This window comes from Mycobacterium sp. NGS57 (assembly GCF_059812405.1).
On record NZ_JCALCP010000004.1, the window covers coordinates 294545 to 311180 of the forward strand.

Sequence of the window (16636 nt, forward strand, 5' to 3'; positions counted from 1 at the left end):
GCAGACGCAAAAGCACCCGACACACCGACGAATTGGGGGCTTTTGCGTCTGCTCGGCAAACTTAGTCGCGCTTGGCGCCCCGGTGCATGTTGACGGCGCCCTCCACGTTGGCCTTCTTGTCCTCCCCGGCGCCCTTGGCGGCGGCCTTCCTGCGCTTGGCGATAACGGTGTCAACGGCGCCGTTGAGCGCGGAGCCGAGGGGGAAGCCGAGGTAGTGGGTCAGAAAGACCGCCATCTCCTTGAGTTCGGTCTCGCTGAGTTCGCCGTTGAGCAGCGCGGCGTTGATCTGGATCTCGGCCAGGTCGCGGTTGCCGATCGCGGTCACCGCCGTCAGCGTCATGATGCGCTTGTCGCGCATCGACAATCCCGGTCGCGTCCAGATGCTGCCGAACAGGTGATCGACGGTCAGGTCGAAGTACGCGTCGCCCTCCACGTTGGGCATCTCCCAGCCGTAGACCTCGTTCATCTTCTCGAGGCCCTTGCGGCGCAGCTCCTCCATCACGTCTCTTTCTGTGTGTGCGGTACTCCGAGCCCGGCGGCCAGCCCCGCGTAGGCCAACCGGGCCAGCGGCAGGTCGACCGAAACCGCCTCGCCCAGCGCCAGCGCCAGGCTCAGATCCTTCTCCCCCAGACCCCTGGTGTGCAGGAAAGGCTGATACAGGAAGTTTTCCGGGTCAAGGTCGTACATGTTCTCACGGACCATGATCGCACCCGGGCCGCCGGTGAGGGCGTCGGTGTGGCGGACCACCCGGCCCAGCGCCTGCAGGTCCAGGCCGGCCGCCTCGGCCAGCTTCATGGCCTCGCACGCCGCGACGTAGGAGGTGAACGTCAACATGTTGCGCGCCAGCTTCATTCGGGTGCCGGCACCCGGCTCGCCGGCATGAATCACCATCGATGCCCACTGCTTGAACGCCGGCTTGATCCGCTCGTAGACCTCGCGCTGGGCGCCGACCATGGTGGCCAGTTCGCCTTTTGCGGCCGCCCCGGCGCCCCCGCTGACGGGCGCGTCCACGATATGGATGTCCTTCTGCTTCAGCTCGTCCGCCAATTCGACCGCGGTGGTGTCGCTGATCGTGGAATGGATCGCGATGGTGGTGCCCGGCTTGGCGTGCGACGCCAACTCCCCGACGACCTCCCGCACCTGGGCGTCGTTGAGCACGACGATCTGAATGAGATCGGCTTTGGCGACATCGGCAACGTTGTCCGCCAGGCTGGCGCCGGCCTCGGCCAACGGAGTCATCGCTTCGGTACGAATGTCGTAAACCGTTAGCCCACCCGGCCATTCGACGAGCCGCTTGGCGATCGGCGCGCCCTGGTTACCCAGCCCGATGAACCCGATCCGCAGGTGCTCTGACATGATTCGCCGCTCCTCCTCATCGCTTCGCTCTGCATCGTCGCCCGGCGGCTATGATCGGATTACCTGTCCGCCGTCGACGTTGAAAATCTGCCCGGTGATCCACGCGGCCTCGTCGGACAGCAGGAACAGACACATCCCGACCAGGTCCGCGGGGGTTCCCATGCGGGACAACGGCAGGCCCTTGACGATGTCGGCGACCATCTCCTGCGGGGTGGTGGTCCGGTTGGCCTCGGTGTCGATGGGACCGGGTGCGATCGCGTTGATCCGGATGTTCTGGCCGCCGAGCTCGCGCGAAAGCTGTTGGGTCAGGCCGTTGATGCCGACCTTGGCCAGGCCGTAGTAGTTCGCGTACAGCCACGCCGCGGTGGACGACTGGTTGACGATCGCCCCGCCGCCGCGCTTGGCCATCTTCTTGTACACCGCGCGGGTGCACCACAGCGCGCCGTCGAGGTTCACGCTCATGAACTTCTTGTAGTACTCGGGGTCGATCGTGAGCAGGAAGTCCAGCTTCATGCCCCCAAAAATCGCGGCGTTGTTCACCAGGTAGTCGATGCCGCCGAACTCGGCCAGCGTGCGGTCGGCCATCGCCTTGGCCGACGCCGGGTCGGACACGTCCACCGGAACGCTCAGCGCCGTGCCGCCGTCGAGCACGATCTGCTTGGCCACACCCTCGGCCGCCTCGGCGTTGATGTCGGCCACGACCACCGCAGCGCCCTCGCGCGCCAGCGCCTCGGCGTACGCCTGGCCAATACCGCCACCGGATCCGGTGACGATCGCGACTTTGTTCTCGAACCGCATGCCGCTCCTCTAACTCGCCGTAGCAATGGTTTTGGTTTCGAGGTACTCCTCGAAACCGGCCAGCCCCATCTCCCGGCCGTTGCCGGACTGCTTGTAGCCGCCGAACGGCGCGTCCGCGGAGTACCAGACGCCGCCGTTGACGTTGATGGTGCCCGCCCGGATCCGCGCGGCGACCGCGGCGGCCCGGTCCGGGTCGGCGCCGAAGACGGTGCCGGACAAGCCGTATGGCGAGTCGTTGGCGACGCGCACGGCGTCGTCGTCGCCGTCGTGGGGGATCACCGTGAGCACCGGCCCGAAGATCTCCTCCCGGGCGACGCGGGCGTCGTTGCCCAGGCCCGCGATCACGGTGGGCTCGATGAAGAACCCGACCTCGCGGTCGGCCGGGCGTCCGCCGCCGCACGCGACCGTCCCGCCCTCGGCGACCGCCGAGTCGAGGTAGCCCTGCACCCGGTCCCGTTGCCGCGCCGAAATCAGCGGCCCGCAAATGGTTCCCGCGTCGTTGGGGTCTCCGGGCTTGATTCCGCCCATGGTGGCGGCCGCGATGGCGACGGCCTCGTCGTAGCGGGCGCGCGGCACCAGCAACCGGGTGGTGATCGCGCATCCCTGCCCGGCATGCATGCAGACCGAGAACCCCGCCATCGAGACGGCGCCGCCCAGGTCGGCGTCGTCGAGCACGACGAAGGCCGACTTGCCGCCCAGCTCCAAAAACACTTTCTTGATGGTGGCGGCGCCGTCGGCCATCACGCTGCGGCCGGTGGCAGTCGACCCGGTGAACGAAACCATGTCCACCCGAGGGTCTTTGGCCAACTGGGCGCCGACGCCGTGGTCGCTGGAGGTGACGATGTTGACCACGCCGGGCGGAAAGTCGGTGTGCTCGGCGATGAGTTCGCCCAACACCGCCGCGCACCACGGCGTGTCCGGCGCGGGCTTGAGCACCACGGTGTTGCCCGCGGCCAGCGCGGGACCCAGCTTGGCGAGGTTGATTTGGTGCGGAAAGTTCCATGGCGTGATGGCGCCGACGACCCCGACGGCCTCGCGCGCGATGGTGCGCCGGGTGGGGATGCCCATCGGCGACGCCTGGCCCAGATCGGTGTTCCACTCGTAGGACTCGGCGGTGTCGGCCGCGAACGACAGGTCGTTGACCGGCACCTCCAGCTGCGCGATCGCGGTCAGCATCCGCGGCGCGCCGACCTCGGCGATGGTGATCTCGCGCAGCTCCTCGAGATGCTCTTTCATCGCGTCGCGCAGCTGCCGCACACACCGCACCCGCAACTCGGTGTTGCGCGACCAGTCCGTGTTGTCGAAGGCCCGCCGCGCGGCGTCGATGGCGCGGCCCATGTCGTCGGCGCCGGCGTCGGCGGCGACCCCCAGCGCCTCCTCGGTCGCCGGGTTGATCGTCGGGAAGGTGCCGGCGCTGCCCGGCGACAACTTGCCGTCGATGAACAGTGCGCTCGCGCCGTCGGCCAACAGTGTTCTTTGGGCCATATCTCCCGCTCCCGCCTCGTCAGCGCACATCACCGGGCCGATAAAGGCTGATCAGCCCCGATCAAAATGGGTGGACAGTTGTCCGATATTTTCGCATCGAACCATAGCCGTCAGGCCGTCGCAGGTGCAAGAGCCCGTCTCGACATAGCGCAATAACCTGCATATTCGACCCGTGGGCTTGCTTACGGCGCCCGCCGTCCGATAGCTTGGACAAGTGTCCAGCGATGCACTGGCTATGATCGCATCTCACGCCGACCGCCAGACCGGAGCAACTTTGCGCAACCGTCGCCAGGAGGAGACCTTTCGCAAGGTGCTCGCCGCCGGCATCGAGACCCTGCGCGAAAAGTCCTACGCCGACCTGACCGTGCGCGCGGTCGCGGCCCGCGCCAAGGTGGCCCCGGCGACCGCCTACACCTATTTCTCGTCGAAGAACCACCTGATCGCCGAGGTCTACCTCGACCTGGTGCGGCGGGTCCCCTACTTCACCGACGTGAACGACCCCATGCCCCTGCGGGTGGACCGGACGTTGCGCGCACTGGCGCTGGTGGTCGCCGACGAGCCCGAAGTGGGGGCGGCCTGCACGACCGCGCTGCTGGGCGGCGGCGCCGATTCCGCGGTGAGCGCCGCGCGCGACCGGATCGGCGCGGAGATCCACCGCCGCATCGCGTCGGCCATCGGGCCGGGCGCCAACCCCGCCACCGTGTCCGCGCTCGAGATGGCCTTCTTCGGCGCGCTGGTGCAGGCCGGCAGCGGCGAGGTCACCTATCGCGGAATCGCCGACCGGCTGGGCTACGTGGTGGGCCTCATCCTGGCCGGCGCGGGCGAGACGAGCCTCGAAACCAGCGGGGAGACAAGCGGGGACGAGCGATGACCGTGCATGTCGGCGACCACGAGCTGGTCCTGGACCCCTACGACTACGACTTCCACGAAGACCCGTATCCGTACTACAAGCGGCTGCGCGACGAGGCCCCGCTGTATCGCAACGACGAGCTGAACTTCTGGGCGCTGTCGCGGCACGGCGACGTCTGGCAGGGCTTCCGCAACAGCACCACGCTGTCCAACCGCGACGGGGTGTCGCTGGACCCGGTCTCGCGGGGGCCCCACGCGTCGAAGACGATGTCGTTTTTGGCGATGGACGACCCGGCCCACCTGCGGCTGCGCACGCTGGTGTCGAAAGGCTTTACCCCGCGCCGGATCCGGGAGCTCGAGCCGAGCGTCACCGAGCTCGCCGTGGGGCACCTCGACACCATGCTGGAGCGCGCCACCGCCGGCGAAACCGTCGACTATGTCGCGGAGTTCGCGGGCAAGCTGCCGATGGACGTGATCTCCGAGCTGATGGGCGTGCCGGTGGCCGACCGCGACCGCATCCGCGCCATGGCCGACGGCGTGATGCACCGCGAGGACGGTGTCAACGACGTGCCGGCCTCGGCCATCGAGGCGTCGATCAACCTGATCGTCTACTACCAGGAGATGATTGCCGAGCGCCGCAAGCAGCCCACCGAGGATCTGACGTCGGCGCTGCTGGACGCCGAGATCGACGGCGACCGGCTCACCGACGAGGAAGTCCTCGGGTTCATGTTCCTGATGGTGATCGCCGGCAACGAGACCACCACCAAACTCCTTGCCAATGCGGCCTTTTGGGGCCACAAGAACCCCGGCCAGCTGGCCCCGGTCTACGCGGATTTGTCGCGGGTGCCGCTGTGGGTCGAGGAGACGCTGCGCTACGACACCTCCAGCCAGATCCTGGCCCGCACCGTCTCCGGGCAGCTCACGCTCTACGACACCACCATTCCCGAGGGCGACGTTGTGCTTCTGCTGCCCGGGTCGGCGCAACGCGACGAGCGGGTGTTCGAAAACCCCGACGACTACGTGATCGGGCGCGAAATCGGGCCCAAGCTTTTGAGTTTCGGTAGTGGCGCACACTTCTGCCTGGGCGCGCACCTGGCCCGGATGGAAGCCAGGGTCGCGCTGACCGAGTTGTTCAAGCGAATCCGCGGATATGAGGTGGACGAGGCCAACGCCGTCCGCGTCCACTCCAGCAATGTCCGCGGGTTCGCTCACCTGCCGATGAGCGTGGAGGTCCGCTGAATGCCCCGCTTTGACCCGTTGCCCGAGCGCCGGCCGGCGATCGTGGCCGGCGCCTCCTCCGGCATCGGGGAGGCCACCGCGATCGAGCTCGCGGCGCACGGCTTCCCGGTGGCCCTGGGTGCCCGCCGGGTCGAGAAGCTCAACGACATCGTCGGCAAGATCAACGCCGACGGCGGCGAGGCGGTGGGATTCCACCTGGACGTCACCGACCCGAACTCGGTGAAATCCTTTGTTGCGCAGTCGGTCGACGCGCTCGGCGAGATCGAGGTGCTGGTGACCGGCGCCGGCGACACCTACTTCGGCAAGCTCGCCGAGATCACCACCGACGAGTTCGAGTCGCAGCTGCAGATCCACCTTGTCGGCGCGAACCGGCTGGCCGCCGCGGTGCTGCCGGGCATGCTCGAGCGCCGGCGCGGCGACCTGATCTTCGTCGGCTCCGACGTGGCGCTGCGCCAGCGGCCGCACATGGGCGCATACGGCGCCGCCAAGGCCGCGCTCGTCGCGATGGTCACTAACTTCCAGATGGAGCTCGAGGGCACCGGCGTGCGGGCCTCGATCGTGCACCCCGGCCCGACGAAGACGTCGATGGGCTGGAGCCTGCCGGCCGACAAGATCGGGCCCGCGCTGGAGGATTGGGCCAAGTGGGGTCAGGCCCGCCACGACTACTTCCTGCGCGCGGCCGACCTGGCGCGGGCCATCACGTTCGTCGCCGAGACGCCGCGCGGCGGCTTCATCGCGAACATGGAGCTGCAGCCCGAGGCCCCGTTGGCCGACAACAAGGATCGCCAGAAACTCGCGCTGGGCGAAGAGGGGATGCCGTCATGACCAGCACTGCTACTGTGCCGCGGGTTTCCGGCGGCGAAGAGGAGCACGGCCACCTCGAGGAATTCCGCACCGACCCAATCGGTTTGATGAAGCGCGTCCGCGACGAGTGCGGTGACGTCGGTTGGTTCCAGCTGGTCGACAAGCACGTCATCCTGCTGTCCGGGGCCGGCGCCAACGAATTCTTCTTCCGTTCCGCCGACGAAGACCTGGACCAGGCCGAGGCGTACCCGTTCATGACGCCGATCTTCGGCAAGGGCGTCGTGTTCGACGCCAGCCCCGAGCGGCGCAAGGAGATGCTGCACAACTCGGCGCTGCGGGGCGAGCAGATGAAGGGCCACGCCGCCACCATCGAGGGCGAAGTCAAGAAGATGATCGCCGACTGGGGCGACGAGGGCGAGATCGAGCTCCTGGACTTCTTCGCCGAACTGACCATCTACACCTCGACGGCGTGTCTGATCGGTGTGAAATTCCGCGAGCAGCTCGACCACCGGTTCGCCGAGTACTACCACGAGCTGGAACGCGGCACCGACCCGCTGTGCTACGTCGACCCGTACCTGCCGATCGAGAGTTTCCGGCGCCGCGACGAGGCGCGCGTGAAACTCGTTGCGCTGGTTCAGGAGATCATGAATCACCGGCTGGCCAATCCGCCCGCCGACAAGGCCGACCGCGACATGCTCGACGTGCTGGTGTCGATCAAAGACGAGGACGGCAGCCCGCGGTTTTCCGCCGACGAGGTCACCGGGATGTTCATCTCGCTGATGTTCGCCGGGCACCACACCAGTTCCGGGACCTCGGCATGGACGTTGATCGAGCTGATCCGCCATCCCGAGGTGTACGCCGAGGTGCTGGCCGAGCTCGAGGAGCTCTACGCCGACGGCCAGGAGGTGAGTTTCCATGCGCTGCGCTCGATTCCGAAGCTCGACAACGTGGTCAAGGAGACCCTGCGGCTGCACCCGCCGCTGATCATCCTGATGCGGGTGGCCAAGGGCGAGTTCGAGGTCGAGGGCTTCCCGATCCACGCCGGCGACTTCGTCGCGGCGTCCCCGGCGATCTCGAACCGCATCCCGGAGGACTTTCCCGACCCCGACGCGTTCAGGCCCGATCGCTACAACAAGCCCGAGCAGGCCGACATCGTCAACCGGTGGACCTGGATTCCGTTCGGCGCCGGCCGGCACCGCTGCGTCGGCGCCGCGTTCGCCCAGATGCAGATCAAGGCGATCTTCTCGGTCCTGTTGCGCGAGTACGAGTTCGAGATGGCGCAGCCGGCGGACAGCTATCACAACGACCACTCCAAGATGGTGGTGCAGCTGGCCCGGCCGGCGAAGGTGCGCTACCGCAAGCGCAATACCGGGGGATAGCGGTGGGCTACCGAGTCGAGGCCGACCTGGACCTGTGCCAGGGGCACGCCATGTGCGAACTGGAGGCGCCGGACGTGTTTCGGGTGCCCAAGCGGGGCAAGGTCGAGATCCTCGACCCCGAACCGCCCGAAGACGCCCGCGACGACGTCGAGCGCGCGGTCGAGATGTGCCCAACGCAAGCACTGCTGATCAAAGAGAAAGAAGACTGAGCATGGCGTCACACTCCCGCGAACAACTCGAGGCATGGGTCGACCGTTGGCTGCAGGCCAACAGGGACTGCGAGAAGGCGGGCGACTGGCGGCCACTGGCGGACTTCTACACCCGCGACGCCACCTACGGCTGGAACATCGGTCCCAAGGAAGACGTGATGTGCGTGGGCGTCGACGAGATCCGCGACATCGCACTCGGCCTGGAGATGCAGGGCCTGGAGAACTGGGTCTACGAGTACCAGAAGGTGCTCATCGACGAGAAGCAGGGCGAGATCGTCGGCTTCTGGAAGCAGATCGTCAACAAGACCGACGGCAGCCAGGACGAGATCTACGGCATCGGCGGCAGCTGGTTCCGCCTCAACGACGAGCGGCTCATCGAGTGGCAGCGTGACTTCTTCGACTTCGGTCACGTCGCGAAGATGTTCGCGAACCTGATCGAGTCCGGCGACCTCAGTGCCGGAATGCAGAAGCGGATCGAACGCAGCATCGCGGGCGAGAAGCTGCCGGGCTACTACCCGCTCGGCCAGGCGCCCGTCCCCATCTGGTGAGCGACCAACCAAGCATTTGATTTGTCGCACACGCTATGCTGACGCCACAGGGGTGCCCTGTGGCATCCGTCACCAACGCTGCCAGCCAAGACGGCTCCGGCAGTCTCACTTCAAAGGCGAAATGGGGTCAGGTCCAACGTGAAGACAAAAGGCGCACTGATCTGGGAATTCAACCAGCCGTGGACCATCGAGGACATCGAGATCGGCGACCCGCAGGCTCATGAGGTCAAGATCCAGATGGAAGCGGCGGGCATGTGCCACTCCGACCACCACCTGGTCACCGGCGGGATCCCGATGGCGGGCTTCCCGGTGCTCGGCGGGCACGAAGGCGCCGGCATCGTCACCGAGGTCGGCCCCGGCGTCGAGGACCTCGCCCCGGGCGACCACGTGGTGCTGTCGTTCATCCCGTCCTGCGGGACCTGTCCGACGTGCCAGGCCGGCATGCGCAACCTGTGCGACCTGGGCGCGGGGCTACTCGGCGGCCAGGCCGTTTCCGACGGCACCTTCCGGATCCAGGCCCGCGGTCAGAACGTCTACCCCATGACGCTGCTGGGCACCTTCTCGCCGTACATGGTCGTGCACCGCGCCTCGGTGGTGAAGATCGACCCGTCGGTCCCCTTCGAGGTCGCCGCGCTGGTCGGCTGCGGCGTCACCACCGGCTACGGCTCAGCGGTGCGCACGGCCGACATCCGCCCGGGCCAGGACGTCGCCATCGTCGGCGTCGGCGGCGTCGGCATGGCCGCGCTGCAGGGTGCCGCCAACGCCGGCGCCCGCTACATCTTCGCGATCGACCCGGTGGAGTGGAAGCGCGACCAGGCCCTGAAGTTCGGCGCCACCCACGTCTACCCCGACATCGAGGCCGCGCTGATGGGCATGGCGGAGGTCACCTACGGTTTGATGGCCCACAAGGTGATCGTGACGGTCGGTGAGCTGCACGGCTCCGACATCGACAACTACCTGAACATCACCGCCAAGGGCGGCACCTGCGTGGCCACGGCCATCGGCAGCCTGCTCGACACCAACGTGACGCTGAACCTCGCGATGCTGACGCTGATGCAGAAGAACCTGCAGGGCACCATCTTCGGCGGCGGCAACCCGCAATACGACATCCCGCAGCTGCTGTCGATGTACAAGGCCGGCAAGCTGAATCTCGACGACATGGTCACCACGCAGTACCGCCTCGAGCAGATCAACGACGGCTACCAGGACATGCTGGACGGCAAGAACATTCGCGGCGTCATCCGCTACACGGACGCCGACCGGTAAGCCCACCGTCGGCCCGCCGGTGAGCGCCGGCTTCCCGCATCTGCTGGCGCCGGGACGAATCGGCGCCATGACGCTGCGCAACCGCGTGGTCATGTCTCCGATGGAGACGATGTACGGCACCCGCGACGGGCTGCCGTCGCAGCGCACCCGCGACTACTTCGTCGCCCGCGCCGAGGGCGGCGTCGGGCTGATCACGTTGGGCGCCACCGGGGTCGACCCCCGGCACCCCGAGACCCCCGGCGGCCTGCACCTGGGCACCGACGACGCGGTCGGCGCGCACCGGGCGCTGGTCGAGGCGGTCCACGAACACGGAGCCAAGATCCAGCCCCAGATCGTGCACGCCGGGCCCGACGGCCTCGGGCCGGAGCTCTTCGGCGTCGCCTCGCTGGGCCCGTCGGTGATTCCGTCCTACCTCACCGGGCGCCCGTCGGCCGAGATCACGCGTCAGCAGCTGACCGAGGTGTTCGACCTGTTTCGGGCGGCGGTGCGCCGCGCCGCCGAGGCCGGATACGACGGCATCGAGCTGCACGCCGCGCACGGCTACATGCTGCTGGGATCTTTCCTTGCCCCGCAACGCAACCGGCGCACCGACGACTACCGCGGCGACGCGCCGCGCGGCCGGCTGCGGGTGGTGCTGGAGGCGCTGGCCGCGATCCGCTCCGAGGTCGGCGACGCCCTGCCGATCACGCTGCGCATCTCCGGCTACGAGCGGGTCGCCGGGGGCCGGCCGATCTACGAAACCGCCCGGCTGGCACCCGATCTCGTCGCCGCCGGGGTGAGCGCGTTCCACGTGAGCGGCGGGGTGATCGATCGGTTGGTCACCGGGATGGTCAACGGGGCCGACGACGGCGACGGGGTCAACGTCGGCGCCGCGTCCGCGGTCAAGGAGGCGGTCGACGTGCCGGTGATCGCCGTGGGCCGCATTCACGACCCGGTGCGGGCCGAGCGGATCCTGGCCGAGGGGCGCGCGGATTTCATCGCGATGGGCCGCCCGCTGCTCGCCGATCCCGAGTTGCCGCGCAAGCTGGCCTCCGGCCGGGCGGACCGAATCCGCCGGTGCATCTCCTGCGAAAACTGCATCGACGCAATGGAACAACGCTTTTCCGTCGACTGCGCCGTCAACCCCCGCACCGGCAGGGAGCGCGCACTGGCGGCGCCGCGCGCCGTCCGCGTCAAGCGCGTGGCGGTGATCGGCGGCGGGCCGGCCGGGATGGAGGCCGCCCGCGTGGCGGCCGGGCGCGGCCACCGCGTCACGCTCTACGAGCGTGGAGGCCAACTCGGCGGGGCGCTGCGCTGGGCGTCGGTCCTGCACCCCGAAAACCAGCCTTTCCTGCGCTACCTGCGCGACGAGATCAAGCTGAGCGCGGTGAAAGTCCGTCTGAATCAATTCGTTTCGGTCGATGATGTGGTGAGGGCCGAACCCGACGCGGTGGTAGTGGCCACCGGCGGCCATGTCGCGGTGCCGGCCATTGCCGGCGCGGAGCTTCCACACGTGCACACCGGGCCGGGGTTGCGTGAGTTGGTCGACGGCCGGGTGTTCGCCGGGTGGCGCCAGCGGATGGTGCGCCCCGCCGCGGTGCGGCTCGCCACCCGGGCCTGGATGCCGATGGGCCGGCGGGTCGCCATCGTCGGCGGCGATCTGGTCGCGCTGGAGCTCGCCGAGTTCCTGGCGGCCCGGGGCAGGCGGGTATCGATCCTCGAGGCGGGCAAGGACATTGCCCCGGAAGTGGGCGACAAACGCAAGACCGAGCACATGGATCGCCTCGACCGGCTCGGCGTCACCGTGCACGTCCGGGCGGCCGTCGAGCGCATCACGCCGCAGGCCGTGGTGTACGCGCCCGACGGTGGCGCCGCACGGCAGCTGTCCGCCGACAGCGTCGTCATCGCCGGGACCGTCGAGCCCGACACGAGCCTGTTCGACGGGCTGGTCACCGCGTTGCCCGGTGCCGAGGTGCACGCCGCCGGCGACTGCGGCGGCCTCGGGCTCATCCGCAAGGCCACCGAGGAGGGCGCGCGCGCCGCGTGCGCAATCTAGAGACAGGAGAAGAAAAATGACCGAAACCGAGCAGGTCTCGCCCGCGCTGGCCGCGTCGCAGGCGTCGTGGCGGTGCGTGCAGGCCCACGACCGGGAGGGCTGGCTGGCCCTGATGGCCGACGACGTCGTCATCGAGGACCCCATCGGCAAGTCCGTCACGAACCCGGACGGCACCGGGGTCCGGGGCAAGGAAGCCGTCGGCGGCTTCTTCGACACCAACATCGCGGCCAACCAGCTGACCGTCACCTGCGAGGAGACGTTCCCGTCGAGCTCACCCGACGAGGTCGCGCATATCCTGGTGCTGCACAGCAAATTCGAGGGCGGCTTCACCAGCACGGTACGCGGGGTGTTCACCTACAAGGTCAACGGCGCGGGCCTGATCACCAACATGCGCGGCTACTGGAACCTCGACGTCATGCAGTTCGGCAACGAGCAGTAGTCCGCTCAGCCGATACGGCCGAGCCCGGTGATGTGGCCCTGCATGGCCTTGTGATCCATCAACACCATGAACGGGGTCTGGATCGGATCGCTGAGGATGGTGGCCGATTTCGGCTGCTCCCATAACAGCGCTCCGGTGCTGGCGTCGACCACGGCGTAGGCGAAGATGTCCAGCGGCGTGGTCTGATCCAGCCCGATCCGGGTGATGGTGTAGAGCAGGCCGTCGGCGGCGGACAGGTGGGGCAGCGCCGCGCTGCGAACCTTGTTCTCCCACACCGTATGACACCCGGGATTGTCGACGTCGACCCTGGTCATGCCGCCGACGAACGGCGCGGTCGCCGGCACCGCGGGTCCCGCGCCCGCCGGAACCGCAGGGTAGGGATAGCCGTAGCTGCTGGATACGAACATCGAGTTCCCGAGCCCGATCGGCGCGTTCTCGCTGCCGGGGCCGCCCTGCGTCAAAACCGTTTGCTGACAGATCAATTGGCCGGTTCCGGACTGGTAGATCAGCGCGTGCACCTGGGGGCTGGCGTTGTCGACGATCGTCACGTAGTCGGCGCCGGACATCGGACCGAAGTACACCGGCGTGGAGCCGGTCCCCCAGCTCAACTGCCCGGGCTTGCGGGCGGTTCCGCGGTCATAGGCTGCGCGCCAAAGGATTTGCGGGTTGCCGGCGATGTCGAGGTTCAGTTCGTAGAGGGCGAACGTGGTGGCCACCGCGACGCGATTGCTGGGCGCCGCGGAGATGCTGTTGGCGACCTGCTCGCCGACGGGCAGCTGCACGGCGGCCACGCCCCCGCCCGACTTGGCCACGCCCACAACGCCGTTGCCGGTGGCAAACCAGACATTGCCCGCGTAGTCCGGCACGAGGCCGACCGAGCCGTCACCGCCCGGTATCACGCTTGACAGGTCGGTGGACTCCGTGATGACCAGCTTCCAGCAGCCCAGCGGTCCCGTCTTGACGTGGGAGATGCGCAGCAGGTGGTTGCTTCCGTCGATCATCACCACCTGGTTGTTGTTGTCCAGGTAGGCATAGACACCGCCGAGCAGGGTGCCCTTGGCCACCTGCAGGCTCGCCAACGGGACGATGCGCGGCACAATGCCGCCCGGATCGATCAGGAAAATGGTCGGAATCTGGCCGACGATGGTCGTGCACAGCGCCAGCACCAGCCCATCGGTGCCCTGCATGATCGTCGGGCACGCCGACAGCAGCGGATACCCGAAGATCTCGTTCAGGCGGGCCCCGGGCCCGGGAAGCGGTCCCGCGTCGGAGGATTCGGCGTCGTTGTGCAGCGACGCGAGGCCCAGCGGCGCCATGAACGGGTTGGGCGTCGCAAACGGGCCCCAGGCCGCGGCCCCCCGCGCGGGCGACGGGACCGACGCCGAGACGAGCGTCGGTGCGAAGCTCACGGCGCACGCGGCCAGCAACGCCACCGGAAACCGCACGGAGGTCTCCTCCCATGAACGGGTCAGGAGTGATCATCCCGAGGCCGCAGAACGAAGTCGCAACGGTGCGCTAACGATTCCGCTTCGAGCGGCGTGGCATGCTGGGGGCCATGGCGTCGATCTTCACCAAGATCATCAACCGTGAGCTACCCGGCCGTTTCGTCTACGAGGACGACGAGATCGTCGCGTTCCTGACGATCGAGCCGATGACCCCGGGCCACACGCTGGTGGTGCCCCGCGCCGAAATCGACCAGTGGCAAGACGTCGACGGGGCGGTGTTCGCCCGCGTCATGGCGGTCAGCCAGCTGATCGGCAAAGCCGTGTGCAAGGCGTTTCGCACCGAACGGGCCGGGATGATCATCGCCGGGCTCGAGGTGCCCCATTTGCACGTCCACGTCTTTCCCACCCGCAGCCTGAGCGACTTCGGCTTCGCCAACGTCGACCGCAACCCGTCACCGGAATCCCTCGACCAGGCGCAGGCGAAGATCAAGGCGGCGCTGGAGCAGTTGGGCTAACGCACTCAGCGCGTCAGACGTGCGCGGGCACGTCGCTGACGCGCGGCAGCGTGACGCGGAAGCAGCACCCCTCGCCGGGCGCGGTCGCCACGCTGACGCTGCCGCCGTGGGCGCGCACTAGCGATTCGACGATGGACAGCCCCAGGCCCGTGCCGCCGCTGGCCCGGGCCCGCGAGGAGTCGGTGCGGTAGAACCGCTCGAACACCCGCGACGCGTCGTGTGCACTCATCCCCGGCCCCTTGTCGGCTACTTCGACCACCGCGTCGTCGCCCTCGGTGCCGACGCGCACGTCGATGTCGGCGCTGGCGGGGGTGTGCTGCAGGGCGTTGGCGATGAGGTTGCTGAGCACCTGCCGGATGCGCGGCTCGTCACCGAGCACCTCCGGGGTGCCCGGACCGTCGAAGACCTCCAGGGTGATGGCCCGCTCCGGGTCGATCGCCTGCGCATCGTGCACGGCGTCGCTGGCCAGCGCGAGCAGGTCCACCCGGTGCTGCTCCAGCGGCCGTTGCACGTCCAGGCGCGCCAGCAGCAGCAGGTCGTCGACCAGTAGGCCCATCCGGCTGGCTTCGCTCTCGATCCGCGACAGCAGCATGGACACGTCGCGGGCGGCGCCCTGCCGGTACAGCTCCGCGAAGCCGCGGATGGTGGTCAGCGGCGTGCGCAGTTCGTGGCTGGCGTCGGTGATGAACCGTCGCATCCGTTCCTCGGAGCCACGCGCCTTCTCGGCCGAGGACTCCGAGGACGCCAGCGCCTGCTGGATCTGGGCGAGCATTCCGTTGAGCGCCAACGAAAGTCGGCCCACCTCGGTTCTCGGGTCGCGCTCCGGGACACGGCGATCCAGCTGGCCGGCGGCGATGTCGGCGGCGGTGTGTTCGACCTCGGTCAGCGGCCGCAGGCTGCGGTGCACCACCGCGAAGCTGGCCACCCCGAGGATCACCAGCACCGCCACCCCGATGCCGATCTGCAACCAAACCAGGGAGCCCAGGGTGTGCTGCACGTCGGACAGGTCGACCGCGACCGTCGTCAGCCCGTGCGGGCCGCGCACCGATACCGCGCGCCACTGGATGTCGGAGCCGTTGACCGACGGGAGGGTCGTGGGGTTGGGGCCCACGTCGTTGTTGGGCGGCAGCGCCGGCTCGGCGTTGCGGTCGTTGATGGCCGTGAACGGGGTGCCGTCGGTGCTGATGCCCCGCACGTAGAACTTCGACGGCGGGCGGCCCGGGTCGGGGCCTTCGTACGGGCGCGGCGACTGACTGCGCGGGGCCTGCGCCCAACTGCGGGAGGCGTCGAGCAGCGTCTGGTCGATGCGGCTGATCAGGCTGTGCCGCAGGATCGAGGTGACCGCGAAGCCCGAGAACGCCAGACCGCACGCCACCAGGATCAGGGTGGCGCCCACCAGGGCCACCCGTAGCGGCAATCCGCGGCGAACCTTGTTGGCCATGTTTCTATTCTGCTCAGCGCGGTTCGCGCAGGACATAGCCCACGCCACGCAGGGTGTGCAGCAGCCGCTTCTCCCCGGTGTCGATCTTGCGGCGCAGGTAGGACACGTAGGACTCGACGACGTTGACGTCGCCGCCGAAGTCGTAGCGCCATACATGGTCGAGGATCTTCGGCTTGCTCAGCACGGTGCCCGCGTTGATCACGAAGTAGCGCAGCAGCGTGAACTCGGTCGGCGACAGCGACACCGGTTCGCCCGCCTTCCACACCTCGTGGGTCTCCTCGTCGAGCTCGATGTCGGCGAAGCTCAGGCGGGCATTGCGCGCTTCGGCGCCGCCCTTGCCGGCGCGCCGCAGGATGACGCGCAGCCGGGCAACGACCTCCTCCAGGCTGAACGGCTTGGTCACGTAGTCGTCGCCGCCCAGTGTCAGGCCGGCGATCTTGTCCTGCAGCGAGTCGCGGGCGGTCAGGAACAACGCCGGGGCGTCGATGCCGTCGGCGCGCAGCCGGCGTAGCACCCCGAAGCCGTCCATGCCCGGCATCATCACGTCGAGGATCACGGCGTCGGGGCGGGCGTCGCGGGCGCGATCGAGGGCCTGGGCGCCGTTGGTGGCGGTGAAGACCTCGAAGCCCTGGAACTTGAGGCTGACCGAAAGAAGCTCGACGATGTTGGCCTCGTCGTCGACCACGAGAACGCGGGCCTCGGGTTTGGATTCGCTGGAGGTCACTTCTGTCCTTTGGTTGGCGTGTGCCCTTGATTGTGGAGTTGCTGAAAGCTCGGTGCCAGTCGTCTGCTAACAGTCTGCCAAAAAACATCGCGTCAGCTTGGAAC

17 protein-coding genes are annotated in these 16636 nt (G+C 68.2%); 10 read left to right on the forward strand and 7 right to left on the reverse strand.

What is annotated here, in order from left to right; translation table 11 throughout:
• Positions 1-61: 61 nt before the first annotated feature.
• Genes AC5Y43_RS10335 through AC5Y43_RS10350 form a run of 4 tightly spaced genes read right to left on the reverse strand, consistent with a single transcriptional unit; the run spans position 62 to position 3639 of the window.
• Complete coding sequence (locus tag AC5Y43_RS10335) at positions 62-499, reverse strand: carboxymuconolactone decarboxylase family protein (RefSeq protein ID WP_499972038.1); 438 nt, start codon at positions 497-499, stop codon at positions 62-64.
• Positions 499-1356 carry an NAD(P)-dependent oxidoreductase gene (locus AC5Y43_RS10340; protein WP_499972040.1) on the reverse strand — a complete coding sequence of 286 codons (858 nt, stop codon included), beginning with the start codon at positions 1354-1356 and terminating at the stop codon, positions 499-501. Before AC5Y43_RS10340 ends, AC5Y43_RS10335 begins: the two co-directional genes overlap by 1 nt.
• Positions 1357-1404: 48 nt before the next feature.
• Positions 1405-2154: an SDR family oxidoreductase gene (locus AC5Y43_RS10345; RefSeq protein ID WP_499972041.1), complete on the reverse strand. Its 750-nt coding sequence runs from the start codon at positions 2152-2154 to the stop codon at positions 1405-1407.
• Between the two features lie 9 nt (positions 2155-2163).
• Positions 2164-3639 (reverse strand): aldehyde dehydrogenase, encoded by a 1476-nt coding sequence (locus tag AC5Y43_RS10350; RefSeq protein WP_499972043.1) that lies wholly within the window; start codon positions 3637-3639, stop codon positions 2164-2166.
• A 214-nt stretch (positions 3640-3853) separates the two neighbouring features.
• Here AC5Y43_RS10350 and AC5Y43_RS10355 point away from each other — a divergent pair, with 214 nt between their 5' ends.
• From AC5Y43_RS10355 to AC5Y43_RS10395, 9 genes are all read left to right on the forward strand, one after another.
• Positions 3854-4510 (forward strand): TetR family transcriptional regulator, encoded by a 657-nt coding sequence (locus AC5Y43_RS10355; RefSeq protein ID WP_499972044.1) that lies wholly within the window; start codon positions 3854-3856, stop codon positions 4508-4510.
• The gene (locus tag AC5Y43_RS10360; RefSeq protein WP_499972045.1) at positions 4507-5727 is read left to right on the forward strand and encodes a cytochrome P450; all 1221 of its coding nucleotides are present in this window, start codon (positions 4507-4509) and stop codon (positions 5725-5727) included. Before AC5Y43_RS10355 ends, AC5Y43_RS10360 begins: the two co-directional genes overlap by 4 nt.
• Complete coding sequence (locus AC5Y43_RS10365; RefSeq protein WP_499972047.1) at positions 5728-6552, forward strand: SDR family oxidoreductase; 825 nt, start codon at positions 5728-5730, stop codon at positions 6550-6552.
• Complete coding sequence (cyp51, locus tag AC5Y43_RS10370; RefSeq protein WP_499972048.1) at positions 6549-7910, forward strand: lanosterol 14-alpha demethylase; 1362 nt, start codon at positions 6549-6551, stop codon at positions 7908-7910. The genes AC5Y43_RS10365 and cyp51 overlap by 4 nt, the downstream gene beginning before the upstream one ends.
• 2 nt (positions 7911-7912) lie before the next feature.
• Positions 7913-8119, forward strand: coding sequence for a ferredoxin Fdx (fdx, locus tag AC5Y43_RS10375; RefSeq protein WP_499972049.1), 207 nt, complete (start codon positions 7913-7915; stop codon positions 8117-8119).
• Positions 8120-8121: 2 nt separating this feature from the next.
• Entirely contained in the window at positions 8122-8667 is a 546-nt protein-coding gene (locus AC5Y43_RS10380) for a nuclear transport factor 2-like protein (RefSeq protein WP_499972051.1), read from the forward strand.
• A gap of 138 nt (positions 8668-8805) precedes the next feature.
• Positions 8806-9933 carry an NDMA-dependent alcohol dehydrogenase gene (locus AC5Y43_RS10385; protein ID WP_499972053.1) on the forward strand — a complete coding sequence of 376 codons (1128 nt, stop codon included), beginning with the start codon at positions 8806-8808 and terminating at the stop codon, positions 9931-9933.
• A 19-nt stretch (positions 9934-9952) separates the two neighbouring features.
• A complete protein-coding gene (locus AC5Y43_RS10390; protein ID WP_499972055.1) occupies positions 9953-11968 on the forward strand; it encodes an oxidoreductase in 2016 nt (671 codons plus the stop codon).
• A gap of 16 nt (positions 11969-11984) precedes the next feature.
• Positions 11985-12407, forward strand: coding sequence for a ketosteroid isomerase family protein (locus tag AC5Y43_RS10395; protein WP_499972057.1), 423 nt, complete (start codon positions 11985-11987; stop codon positions 12405-12407).
• Between the two features lie 5 nt (positions 12408-12412).
• Here the strand turns inward: AC5Y43_RS10395 and AC5Y43_RS10400 are convergent, their stop codons facing one another.
• On the reverse strand, positions 12413-13852 hold the full coding sequence (locus AC5Y43_RS10400) for a hypothetical protein (protein WP_499972059.1): 1440 nt from the start codon (positions 13850-13852) through the stop codon (positions 12413-12415).
• A gap of 110 nt (positions 13853-13962) precedes the next feature.
• On the opposite strand from AC5Y43_RS10400, the gene AC5Y43_RS10405 reads away from it, so the two are divergent.
• On the forward strand, positions 13963-14367 hold the full coding sequence (locus tag AC5Y43_RS10405; protein ID WP_499972060.1) for an HIT family protein: 405 nt from the start codon (positions 13963-13965) through the stop codon (positions 14365-14367).
• 13 nt (positions 14368-14380) lie between these two features.
• Here the strand turns inward: AC5Y43_RS10405 and AC5Y43_RS10410 are convergent, their stop codons facing one another.
• Positions 14381-15808, reverse strand: a complete 1428-nt coding sequence (locus AC5Y43_RS10410; RefSeq protein ID WP_499972061.1) for a sensor histidine kinase — start codon at positions 15806-15808, stop codon at positions 14381-14383.
• A gap of 13 nt (positions 15809-15821) precedes the next feature.
• Positions 15822-16532: a two-component system response regulator PhoP gene (phoP, locus tag AC5Y43_RS10415; protein ID WP_499972063.1), complete on the reverse strand. Its 711-nt coding sequence runs from the start codon at positions 16530-16532 to the stop codon at positions 15822-15824.
• Between the last annotated feature and the right edge of the window lie 104 nt (positions 16533-16636).

Bases quoted from the DNA above. Each gene is read 5' to 3' on its own strand.
- AC5Y43_RS10335 (WP_499972038.1), bottom strand. From the start codon at position 499: ATGGAGGAGCTGCGCCGCAAGGGCCTCGAGAAGATGAACGAGGTCTAC.
- AC5Y43_RS10340 (WP_499972040.1), bottom strand. From the start codon at position 1,356: ATGTCAGAGCACCTGCGGATCGGGTTCATCGGGCTGGGTAACCAGGGC.
- AC5Y43_RS10345 (WP_499972041.1), bottom strand. From the start codon at position 2,154: ATGCGGTTCGAGAACAAAGTCGCGATCGTCACCGGATCCGGTGGCGGT.
- AC5Y43_RS10350 (WP_499972043.1), bottom strand. From the start codon at position 3,639: ATGGCCCAAAGAACACTGTTGGCCGACGGCGCGAGCGCACTGTTCATC.
- AC5Y43_RS10360 (WP_499972045.1), top strand. From the start codon at position 4,507: ATGACCGTGCATGTCGGCGACCACGAGCTGGTCCTGGACCCCTACGAC.
- AC5Y43_RS10365 (WP_499972047.1), top strand. From the start codon at position 5,728: ATGCCCCGCTTTGACCCGTTGCCCGAGCGCCGGCCGGCGATCGTGGCC.
- cyp51 (WP_499972048.1), top strand. From the start codon at position 6,549: ATGACCAGCACTGCTACTGTGCCGCGGGTTTCCGGCGGCGAAGAGGAG.
- AC5Y43_RS10380 (WP_499972051.1), top strand. From the start codon at position 8,122: ATGGCGTCACACTCCCGCGAACAACTCGAGGCATGGGTCGACCGTTGG.
- AC5Y43_RS10395 (WP_499972057.1), top strand. From the start codon at position 11,985: ATGACCGAAACCGAGCAGGTCTCGCCCGCGCTGGCCGCGTCGCAGGCG.
- AC5Y43_RS10405 (WP_499972060.1), top strand. From the start codon at position 13,963: ATGGCGTCGATCTTCACCAAGATCATCAACCGTGAGCTACCCGGCCGT.
- AC5Y43_RS10410 (WP_499972061.1), bottom strand. From the start codon at position 15,808: ATGGCCAACAAGGTTCGCCGCGGATTGCCGCTACGGGTGGCCCTGGTG.